An 11033-nucleotide genomic window follows, 5' to 3' on the forward strand; every position below is an offset into this window, starting at 1 on the left:
GGAGCAGCATGATTGGATATCAGGAGACCTTCCGCGCCAGCGTCGAGGAGCCCGAGACGTTTTGGCGCGAGGCCGCGACGGCGCTCGACTGGCACCGCGCACCGGAACGCGTCCTGGACGACACCGCTGCACCCTTCTCCCGCTGGTACCCGGACGGGCAGCTCAACGCCTGCCACAACGCCCTGGACCGCCACGTGCAAGCCGGCCACGGTGACCGCGCCGCGCTGATCTACGACAGTCCCGTCACCGGGACCAAGAAGACCTACACCTACGACCAGCTGCTTGATGAAGTGGCGCGGTTCGCCGGTGCACTGACCGAGCTCGGAATTGGCCACGGCGACCGGGTCGTGATCTACATGCCCATGGTTCCCGAAGCCGCGATCGCGATGCTGGCCTGCGCCCGCATCGGCGCGGTCCACTCAGTCGTCTTCGGAGGATTCGCCCCGAACGAGCTGGCGATCAGGATCGACGACGCTGCCCCCAAGGCCGTCGTCACAGCTTCGTGCGGGATCGAAGGCAAGCGCATCATCGAATACAAACCGCTGCTCGAGCGCGCACTCGAACTGGCCGATCACAGCCCGGATCACTGCATCGTGCTGCAACGCCCGCAGGCGGTCGCCGAGCTAGGCGGCCGCGATCTCGACTGGCACGAGGTGATCGCCACCGCCAAGCCTGCTGACTGTGTCCCGGTGGGTAGCACTGATCCGCTCTACATCCTCTACACCTCGGGCACGACGGGCAAACCCAAGGGCGTCGTCCGCGACACCGGCGGGTACGCCGTGGCCCTGACATGGTCCATGCGCAACATCTACGACGTCGGCCCTGGCGAGACGATGTTCAGCGCCTCCGACGTCGGTTGGGTCGTCGGGCACTCCTACATCGTCTACGCGCCCTTGCTCGCCGGCGCCACCACGGTGTTCTACGAAGGCAAACCCGTCGGGACACCGGACCCGGGCCAATTCTGGCGTGTCATCGCCGAGAACCAGGTGAAGGCCCTGTTCACCGCGCCCACCTCGTTGCGCGCGATCAAGAAGGAAGACCCGGAAGGTTCCTTCCTCTACGACTACGACCTCTCCAGCCTGCGCACCGTGTTCCTGGCCGGCGAGCGCCTGGACCCGGAGACTCTCCGCTGGGCCCAGGATCGCCTCGGCATCCCGGTCATCGACCACTGGTGGCAGACCGAGACCGGCTGGCCGGTCGCGGCGAACCTCATGGGACAGGAGCCCATGACCGTCAAACCTGGCTCTGCGACCGTCGCAGTCCCCGGCTGGAACATCACGGTCGTCGACGCCGCTGGCCGGCCTGTTCCGCGCGGCACCGATGGCACGATCCTGCTGAAACTGCCGCTACCCCCAGGCGCGCTGACCACGCTCTGGAACGACGACGAACGCTACGTCTCCTCATACCTGTCCGAACACCCGGGCTACTACGCCACCGGCGACGGCGGACACATCGACGACGACGGCTACGTGTTCATCATGGGACGCACCGACGACGTCATCAACGTGGCCGGCCACCGGCTCTCGACCGGAACCATGGAGGAGGCCCTCGCCGCGCACCCGGCAGTCGCCGAATGCGCTGTGATCGGCGTGGCCGATCCGCTCAAGGGGCAGCTACCCCGGGGATTCGTCGTGCTGAAAGCCGGCGACCAGCACAACGAGGTCACGGTCATCGCTGACCTCATCACGCTGGTTCGCGACCGAATCGGAGCAGTGGCAGCGCTCAAAGACATCTCGATCGTGCCCGCCCTGCCCAAGACCCGCTCCGGCAAGATCTTGCGGAAAACGATGAGAGGAATCGCCGACGGCGCCGACGAACCGGTGCCCTCGACCATCGAGGACGCGGCCGCGCTCGACGCACTCCGTACCGTTCTGCGGCGCGACTGAGAACTCCGCCCCGACACGAGGTGTCTCGCGGAGCGATGTCCAGCGCCGCGAGCGCCATCCAGAACAAGGTCGGCTCGGCACGTCGCTGCTCGCCGTGATGGGCTCCGCCGCGCGGCGAGCGCTCCAGCCCCTTCCCAAGGCGGTGAACTCGGCGACCACGTCGGCGGACGTAGAGCCGGTTCGCTGCGGTGCATGCCCGGCCGCCGTTTCGGAGCCTCGCCGCTCAAGCGTTGGCGGCTGCTGATCGGGGCGTCGCAGTCGTCTCCGACGCCCCGTTTCGGCCTCGTACCGCTGGGCACTGAAGGCTCCGACGGCCCATTCGATCCGTCTCTACGCCGCCTGGGGACCACGGCCATCACGCGGCCACCACCCTCGCCGGTCTCGCCGCGGCTCGTCTCGTTCTGCATCGACCGATCGGCGCTTCGGTGAGCCCGTCGGACACCTAGGTTCTACGCGTTCTTCCCGCGGCTTCGCGCGTTCGGGCGAGTTCGCACTACCTGAACGGGCAGTGGGGCGGTGCCCGTTGGACGCTTGGTGTTTGCCGACGTGACGAGCGCTTGAGCTGTTTCACTCGGCTGAGCAAAGGCAGTGAGGCTGGAGGTATCGGCGTGGAAGTGCAGCGGCGAGAGCCGAATCGGACGTCGTTCACGGTGCCGGGCCTGGAGGGACCGGTCGAGATCGTGATCGACAGCTGGGGCGTCCCGCACATCTATGCGACGGACACCTACGACGCGTTCCGGGCGCAAGGGTTCAACGCCGCTCGCGACCGGTTGTGGCAGATCGACTTCTGGCGCCGGCGGGGGTTGGGGCGGCTCTCGGAGGTCTTCGGTGCCGAGCACGTCGAGCGGGACCGCGCGGCGAGGCTGTTCCTCTACCGCGGCGACATGCGCCGCGAGTGGCTGTCCTACGGTTCTGACACCAAGCGGGCGAGCGTCGCCTTCGTGGAGGGCATCAACGCCTTCGTCGAGCTGACCCGCCGCGACCCGGATCTGCTGCCCGTCGAATTCCGGGAGCTGGGTTACGAGCCCGCCCTGTGGGAACCGGAGGACGTGGCGCGGATTCGCAGCCACGGTTTGTTCTACAACCTGCGCGATGAGGTCACCCGCGCCCGGACCCTGCGAGACCTGCCACGTGAGGTCGAAGAACTGCGTCGCCGTCGCGAGCCGGAGCGGAACCTGACGATCCCGGACGGGCTGGATCTCGACGTCATCCCGGACGATGTGCTGTCGGTCTACGACCTGGCCACCTCAGCACCGGCCTTCGGGCCGTCCACCCCGCTGGACCCGCAAGGTGACGTGCTTCCGGAGGGGAGCAACAACTGGGTGCTCGCCGGTTCGCGCACCCGGTCCGGTCGTCCGCTGCTGGCCAACGATCCGCACCGCGCTGCCGCGGCACTGCCCGGGCTGCGCTACATCGCGCACCTCTCGGCACCGGGCTTCGACGTGATCGGTGGGGGCGAGCCCGCGCTGCCGGGCATCTCGATCGGGCACAACGGGCGCATCGCGTTCGGTCTGACGATCTTCGCGATCGACCAGGAAGACCTCTACGTCTACGAGACCAACCCGGACGACCCCCATTCGTACTGGTACCAGGGTCGTTGGGAGCCGATGCAGCGGCTGACGGAGACGATCGAGGTGCGCGACGGCGAAGCGGTCGAAGCCGAGCTGCTGTTCACCAGGCACGGCCCGGTGATCTACCAGGACGACGCGCGCCACACCGCTTTCGCGGTCCGGGCCGCCTGGCTGGAACCGGGAATGGCCCCGTACCTGGGCAGCATGGACTACATGCGCTCCCAGAACTACGACGAGTTCCTGGCCGCGATGAACCGGTGGGGCGCACCGCCGGAGAACCAGGTCTACGCCGACCCGGCCGGCACGATCGCGTGGAAGACCGGCGGTCTCACGCCGATCCGGCCGAACTGGGACGGGACGTTGCCGGTGCCCGGCGACGGGCGCTACGAGTGGGCCGGTTTCTACGACGCAGACCAGCTTCCCGGTGCGGTGGACCCGGAACGGGGCTTCCTCGCCACGGCCAACGAGTGCAACCTGCCCGAGGACTTCCCGGCTGACCGGCACATCACCTACGACTGGTACGCGCCGTCCCGGCGGCACCGCCTGGACGAGGTGCTGGCGAAGACCACCGACGCGACCCCGCAGAGCATGGTCGCGTTGCAGAGCGACTACCTCAGCGTGCCCGCACGGAGGATCGTGAACCGGTTGCGCGAGCTCGACGTGCCCGCCGACACCGACGGCCTCGCGATGCTGCTGGACTGGGACGGTGAACTCGCAGCGGATTCGTCTGCGGCTGCGCTGTTCGAGGTCTGGTATCGGCGGCACCTGCGCCCCGCATTGCTCTCGCGTGCTGTGGAGGCCCACGTCGGGACCGAAGCCGCGTCGAAGACGGCGCAGCGGATCTCGCCGGCGGAGGACCTGCTCGCCGACGCGAGGATCGACTTGGAACTGGTCGAGGACCCGGGCGACCGCCTGGGACCGGAGCCGTCGAAGTTCCTGGCCGCAACGTTCGCGTCGACCCTGCCCGCGGCTGTGGCCGACCTCGTGGGGCTGCTCGGTCCGGATCGCGCGCAGTGGAGCTGGGGACGTCTCCACGTCGCCCAGGCCAAGCACCCGCTCGCGGCGCGGCTCACCGGCGTGCCCGAGGACCGGTTGGTCGCCGGCCCGGCACCGCGCGGCGGTAGCGGTGACACCGTCGGAAACACGGCGTACGGACCGAACTTCGTGCAGAGCGCCGGAGCGACCTTCCGGCTCGTCGTCGACGTCGGCGAGTGGGACTCGTCGCTGGCGATGAACGCCCCCGGGCAGTCCGGGCGCCTGGACGACCCGCACGCCACCGATCTCTTCGGGCCGTGGAGCCGTGACGAGGCCTTCCCGCTGCTCTACAGCCGCGAGCGCGTGGACGAAGCGGCCGAGCAGGTCATCCGCCTCGACCCGTCCGCCTGACGCACGCCTCGAACACCCCGCACCCCCGTTTTCAAAGGAGAGGACTCATGGGTCACCTGCAGTTGCCGCCCGGCAAGAAGATCGCCGTCAACCTGGGCACCGATTTCGACGCTCAGGCGCTGTGGCTGGGCGGCTTCAACCGCCCAACCCCGTCGGCCATGTCGCGAGGCCAGTTCGGTGCCGAGGTGGGTGTGCCCCGCCTGCTCGAGCTCTACGAGCGCTTCGACATCACCACGACCTGGTTCACGCCGGGCCACTCGGTGGACACCTTCCCGGAGCAGTGCCGCAAGGTGCTGGAAGCCGGCCACGAGTTCGGTCACCACGGCTACTACCACGAGATCCCGCCCGGGATCGACCGCGATACCGAGCGCCGGTTGGTCGACCTGGCCTTCGACTCGTACAAGAACGTGCTCGGCATCCGGCCCACCGGGTACCGGTCGCCGTACTGGGACTACAGCGAGAGCACGCTGGACATCATCGAGGAGTCGGGTTTCCGCTACGACACCAGCCTGATGGCTCGGGACCTGGTGCCGTACCGGCCGCAGCGCTGGCAGATCAACTGGGAGTCCGCCAACGTGGCCGGCCCGGCCAGCTCGGTGATCGAGATCCCGGTGAACTGGTACCTCGACGACTTTCCGCCGCTGGCCTACACCGGTGCGCAGGCCGGGATGCAGGACACCGAGACGATCTTCCGCCGGTGGCGGGACATCTTCGACTACGCCTACGAGCGGGTCGAGAACCCGGTCTTCGCTTCCTGCGTGCACCCGCAGATCATCGGGCAGGCGCAGAACATCCTCTGGTATGAGCGGCTGATCGAGCACATCGCCGGGCACGACGGCGTCTGGTTCGCGACGTGCGACGAGATCGCGCAGGCGTGGGTGGACGACGAGGAGGACGAGCGCAAGATGGCGCTGCCCGACGTCCGGGGCGTCGAGCAGGCACCTGCGGATTCCAGCTGGGCCCGCGGCTGACCGGGACGTGAACGGCGCTGACCCCGGCCTCTCCTGCGGCCGGGGTCAGCTGTCGTCGATGAGGTGCAGATCCATGGCGACCCGCACGAGTTCGGTGCGCCTGCGCACCTTGTGGCGCCGCAGCATCGCGGTGACGTGGAACTTCACGGTGTGCGGACTGATGCAGACCTCTTCACCGATGCGGTGGTTGTCCATCCCGCGAGCGATCATCCGGACGATCTCCAGCTCGCGATCGTTGAACGCCGGTTGCTCCGGGCCCGCTGACCGCTTGAGCAGACCGCTGGCCAGGCGGGGCTCGAAGTAACTGCCGCTGGTGGACAGCTCGCGGATGATGCCGGGCAGACGAGCGGTCGTCGTCTCCTTCAGGACGTAACCGGCCGCACCCGCCCGGATCGCGCGTTCGAGCAGTTCCGCGTTGCCGTAGGCGCTGAACACGGCGATCTTGAGGTCGGGAAACGCCGCGCTCAGCACGGCGCAGGTGTCGATGCTGTTGCCGGAACCCAGCCGCATGTCCAGCAGCAGAACGTCCGGGCGTTCGCCCTCGACCAGCTCCTGCGCCTCGGAAGCTGAGGCAACCGCGCCGACGAACTCCAGGTCGGGCTCCCGGTCGGCCATGGCGCGGAGTCCGTCGTGCACGATCTCGTGGTCGTCGACGACGCAGAACCTGATCATGAGTTGTTCCTCGTGGGTACCGTGGCGCGGACTACGTAACCTTCCACGTCGGGTGGTGACAGGCGCTCGACCTGGCCGCTGACCTGCTCCGCCGCGCGCTGCATGGCACGCACGCCGAGGTGGCTGCGGGCTGCGCGCTCCTCGCTGTGTCCGGAGGTCGAGCGAGGCCCGGGACCGGCGTCGGCGATCGAGAGCACCCAGCGTTCGGCTGTCGTTTCCAGGCTGATCTCGGCAGGGCGTTCGGCGTGCAGGTCTACGTTCACCAGCGCCTCCTGGCCGATGCGGATCAACGCTTCGGCCACCGCGGAGGGGAGCGTGGAGTCGGGTCGGTTCGTCGTGAAGCGGTGTCCGGCATCAGGACGTAGCGAGGCCTCGGCGATCTCCTCCACCACCTGATCGGCAGTGCGTTCGGAAGAACTGCCGATCAACGTGTCCAGCTGGCCGCGCAAGGCGTCCATGCAGCGCTCGGCGGCGGCTGCGATCGACGCCAGGTTGGCTCGGACGTCCGGGTCGGCGCCGTGCTCCTCGTGGCCTCGCTCGGCGGCGAAGCCGATCTCCAGCAGCCCTCGAACAGCGGTGTCGTGCAGGTCGTAGGCGAGGCGTTCCTGCTCCTGACGACGCAAGACGTCTCTCCGGTAGGCGTCCGTCGCCCGGCGCTTGAGACCGAGGGTCGCGTAGCCGGCGAACTCGCCCAACACATCTTCGTCGGTCTCGCTGTACGGGCGCAGCTTGCGGTCGCCGACGTAGAGGACGGCCTGCACCTGCTCGTCGACGACGATCGGTGTGGCCATCGCGGACACGATGCCCTCGCGAGCGGTCTCGGCGACCGGGGCGGCCTGCAGCCGGGAGTCGCGGGCGTAGTTGAGGGACCGAACTGTGTGGCGTTCGGAGCGGGCCAAGCCACCGAGCCCCTGGCCTTCGCGGATCCGCAGGTGCCGGAAGTCCGGGGTGTGGATGCCGAGCACCTGGTCGAAGGTGAACGTGTCGACGTCGTGCTCGGGCAGCGAGAGGTAGGCGACGTCGGAGTTGAACAAGCGCTGGACCGATCTCAGAAGCGTGGTCAGGGCGCCCCCGACGTCGGCGCAGTCCACGGCGCCGGCCGCCACCTCCTTCATCGCCCGCTGCAGATCGCGGTTGATCTCCACCGCCCCCTGCCGACGGCCGGTGGAGACGGTCTTGCGCACGTTGGCGCTCATCCGACGAACTACGTCCGCGGTCGTCTGGGGGAGCGCTGGTGTGGTTCTGGTCTGGCCGACGATCACCATGCCTGCACCGTGCTCGTCGGCCCAGGGGACCACCAGTGCAGAGCGCAGCAGCAGCTGTCGAGGGCGCAGGCTGGAGCTCAGCAGCAGATCAGCGAGTACGGACGGTTGATGCCGAGAGGGCAGCGAGCCGAGCTGGAACGATTCGTTCGGCAATGGCGGATCGGCCATGCCCGGCGCGTCGACGGCCAGTACCAACAAGTCCGAACCAGGCGTGCGCGGCCGATAGCCCACCAGTCCGAGGGATCCCCCGAGCATGCGTCGGACTTCGGAGAGGACCGGTCGCAGAGCCGTGTAGATCGCGTGCGAACGGCCGGCGTCTAGGAGGTACTCCGTGCGCACACCCACTGGAAGGCTCACCGTTGTTCTCCCTCCTGACGGCGGCGCTGCCGACGCCCAGTAAAGCAACTCGCCCGGGCAGAAGTGAACCGCCCGCGGGCGTTCGACGCGCGCGGGCTGCGCGGCACTGCCCGAACGGGCGGTGTCCCACCGCGTGCGGGGTCGAAGAAAGCGGAGTTTCCGTGGGGACGCTCGTTTTGCACAGCGCACAACGAGCCCTGGGGCCTGCAACAGGACTGATCCGGGTGGCGCGGTAACGGTGAATCGATCTTGTCGCCCTGTGTGGAGGCGTCCGGGTTGCGGCGGCTGTGCGAGGTCGACGATGAGTCGGGTGCGCTGGCGGCGCGGCCCCTGCCGACCACCCACGCCCGCGGACCGACCCCGACGTAGTGGCGGCCAGAGCACTCGTCGGTCTCCGTGGTCGGCTGCGCTCGGTGGTGTTGCGAGGGCTCGCCGCCGATCACGGCGACGTCCCGCAGCCGCTGTTCGACGCACCGCTTCGGTGACCCGCGGGGATGATCACGATCCTGACTCCTCTATGGAGACACGTTGCACGGAATGGCCGCGCAGCCGTGCTCGTGACTGCCATGCGGGTACCGGTTCGGGCGGTTCTGCCGAAAGCCGCCTCTCCGAAACCGGCGGTTCGCGGGGAAACGGTCAGACGGCGGGTGCGCCGGTGCGCCAGAAGTCCGGTCGGGTCCGCACTGCGATGATCAGCGCCGCTGCCCTCGCGCGGTACCGCGCCGCGTCGACGGGGAAGCCCAGGCGCTCGGACAGCTTCGCCAGCCGTTGGGACACGCTGGTGTGGTGCAGGTTCAACCGGGCGGCGGCTACTCGCAGGGAGCCGCCGTCGAGGTAGGCGTCGAGGGTGCGCAGCAGCTCCCGGCCCTGCTGCGGCGGCATGGACCGCAGCGCGCGCAGATCGGGGATGGCGTAGACGTCCGCAACGGGTTCCGGGGACATCAGCACTAGTGCGCCGAGCTCGTCGGCGATCACGGCGGGTTCGTCGACCGTGGCGTTGTCTCGGGCGAACCGGGCGGTGCGCACGTGATTGCGGACGTCTCTCGCCGCAACGGCGAAGGAGAACCCGATGCGTACCCCGCGCTGAACCGGACGCGGCGGCACGCCGGCGTCCTGAGTGCACACGAGCAGCCGCTCGTCTTCGCACACGACCTCGGTGGAGCGCCCAGCGGCAGGTTCCCCGGGCAGCAGCTCGACGAGACTGGTGCGCACCCCGGTCGCGCTCGCCACTCGGACCAGGTAGCCGGGATCGAGGTGCAGGGCGGCGCAGCTGAATTCGGCGGTCGCGGGGTCGGCGGCGAAGAGGAGATCCGCCGACCGCGCCGCCGAAGTCCGCGCCGGTGGGCCGGTGCGTGAAGCGATCGCGGTGACGGTCAGCGCCAGCCGCTCCACCAGCAGCGCGTCGAGCGGGTGGGACCGGCCGTCGCGTTCGATCCACACCCGTCCGCTGAGACCGTCACCGACGAGCCGCTCGGCCACCTGCGGATCGCCGCCCGCCGTGGAGATCCACCCGCCGCCAGGACCGCAGCGCATGTCCTCCGGCACACCGCCGTCGCGGGCCAGGCTGATCCCGACGGTGCACTCCCCGAGCACGGCGGCCGCGCGCACGGCTGCGGGAACGTCGGCGCGATACCGGATCAGGGCATCGAAGTAGTCGATCACGCGAACCGAACTCGCCGCTCCCGCGTCGAGTTCGGCGAGTCGGTACATGAGACCTTGCATGCGGTGACGTTACGAGGCGCGCTGTTCCACCTGCAAGCCCCTGGCCAGCGCAACGCGGATCTCTTCGGCAGCCCGCACACTCACCGCCGCGGTGGGCAGCAGCGAAGAACCGTGGAACGTGCCCGGGAACGAGTGCAGCTCCACGCTCACGCCCGCGTGCAGCAACGCCGCTGCATAACCGATGCCCTCGTCCCGCAGCGGGTCCAGCTCCATGGTCGAGAGGTAGGTCGGTGGCAGGCCGCGCAGGTCCTTCGCCCGTGCCGGTGCGGCGTAGGGGGAGACCTCGGCGTCCGATTCCGCCGCCGTCCCGTTCCTGCCCAGGTAGTACTGCCACGAGAGGATGGCGTTCGGCCGGTTCCACATCGGGGTGTCCACGAACTCGACCATCGACGTGGTCTCCAGCCGATCGTCCAGCTCCGGGATCTCCAAGAGCTGGAAGGCGACCGGTACTTCCGCCCGGTCGCGTGCCAGCAGCGCCGTCCCCGCGGCCAGCCCGCCACCCGCGCTCTGCCCACCGACGGCGAGCCGTGCCGGATCGACGCCGAGCTCGGCTGCGTTGGTGTGCAGGTACCGCAGCGCGGCGTAGCAGTCCTGCAGCGGCCCCGGGTAGGGGGTTTCCGGTGCGAGCCGGTAGTCGACGCTGGCGACCGCGATACCCAGCCGGAGCACCAGGTCGATGCAAAGAGGATCGTTGACCTGGGCCCGGCCGATGGCGAACCCGCCGCCGTGAATCCACAGCAAGGTCGGCAGAGCGCCCCGCTCCGCTGCGTCCGGCGGCGCGAAGAAGCGGATCGGGACGTCCGGCGCGCCCTCGTGGCCGGGGGCCGCCAGCTCGCGCCATGCGATCCCTTCGTACGAGACCTCGGCGAGCATCACATCGGTCATGGCGTTGAAGCGTTCTCGAGCCGTGGCCAGGTCGGCGAAGTCCAGGTGCGGCAGCATCGCCGCCGCGGCGGCGAGCTCGGGGTCCATAGTGGGAAACGTGGTCATGCTGGGCATGTTGCCGGGAGACCGTGGTCTGGGGCACCCGTCGTGCGTCTGCCTTTCCGCGGAGGACGACAGACGAGCGTCGGGTCGGCTTCCGCGCCGGTGGTGCGGACCGGGATTCTCGGCCACCAGCTCTCGCGATCTTCGAATCCTGTTGGTCGACTGGTCGACACCGTTCCTCCTGGGCACTCGCATGCTGCGCGGCAGCGGGCCGAC

7 protein-coding genes are annotated in these 11033 nt (G+C 69.0%); 3 read left to right on the forward strand and 4 right to left on the reverse strand.

The genetic code is table 11. The features are described from left to right. The first annotated feature begins 8 nt into the window (after positions 1-8). From LCD35_RS20825 to LCD35_RS20835, 3 genes are all read left to right on the forward strand, one after another. Positions 9-1886 carry a propionyl-CoA synthetase gene (locus tag LCD35_RS20825; RefSeq protein WP_255615295.1) on the forward strand — a complete coding sequence of 626 codons (1878 nt, stop codon included), beginning with the start codon at positions 9-11 and terminating at the stop codon, positions 1884-1886. A 608-nt stretch (positions 1887-2494) separates the two neighbouring features. Continuing rightward, positions 2495-4843: a penicillin acylase family protein gene (locus LCD35_RS20830; protein WP_225044699.1), complete on the forward strand. Its 2349-nt coding sequence runs from the start codon at positions 2495-2497 to the stop codon at positions 4841-4843. A gap of 47 nt (positions 4844-4890) precedes the next feature. Further along, positions 4891-5814 carry a polysaccharide deacetylase gene (locus LCD35_RS20835; RefSeq protein WP_224957820.1) on the forward strand — a complete coding sequence of 308 codons (924 nt, stop codon included), beginning with the start codon at positions 4891-4893 and terminating at the stop codon, positions 5812-5814. A gap of 45 nt (positions 5815-5859) precedes the next feature. Here LCD35_RS20835 and LCD35_RS20840 read toward each other — a convergent pair whose 3' ends face one another. The 4 genes from LCD35_RS20840 to LCD35_RS20855 form a co-directional block, all read right to left on the reverse strand. Further along, positions 5860-6486: a response regulator transcription factor gene (locus tag LCD35_RS20840; protein WP_224957821.1), complete on the reverse strand. Its 627-nt coding sequence runs from the start codon at positions 6484-6486 to the stop codon at positions 5860-5862. Then, on the reverse strand, positions 6483-8108 hold the full coding sequence (locus tag LCD35_RS20845) for a GAF domain-containing protein (RefSeq protein ID WP_225044700.1): 1626 nt from the start codon (positions 8106-8108) through the stop codon (positions 6483-6485). Before LCD35_RS20845 ends, LCD35_RS20840 begins: the two co-directional genes overlap by 4 nt. A 636-nt stretch (positions 8109-8744) precedes the next feature. Beyond that, positions 8745-9830 carry a helix-turn-helix domain-containing protein gene (locus LCD35_RS20850; RefSeq protein ID WP_225044701.1) on the reverse strand — a complete coding sequence of 362 codons (1086 nt, stop codon included), beginning with the start codon at positions 9828-9830 and terminating at the stop codon, positions 8745-8747. Between the two features lie 9 nt (positions 9831-9839). Further along, positions 9840-10820 (reverse strand): alpha/beta hydrolase, encoded by a 981-nt coding sequence (locus LCD35_RS20855; RefSeq protein ID WP_224957825.1) that lies wholly within the window; start codon positions 10818-10820, stop codon positions 9840-9842. Positions 10821-11033 lie beyond the last annotated feature (213 nt).

The organism is Saccharopolyspora sp. 6V, assembly GCF_020176785.1.
In the GTDB taxonomy this organism is placed as follows: domain Bacteria; phylum Actinomycetota; class Actinomycetes; order Mycobacteriales; family Pseudonocardiaceae; genus Saccharopolyspora_C; species Saccharopolyspora_C gregorii.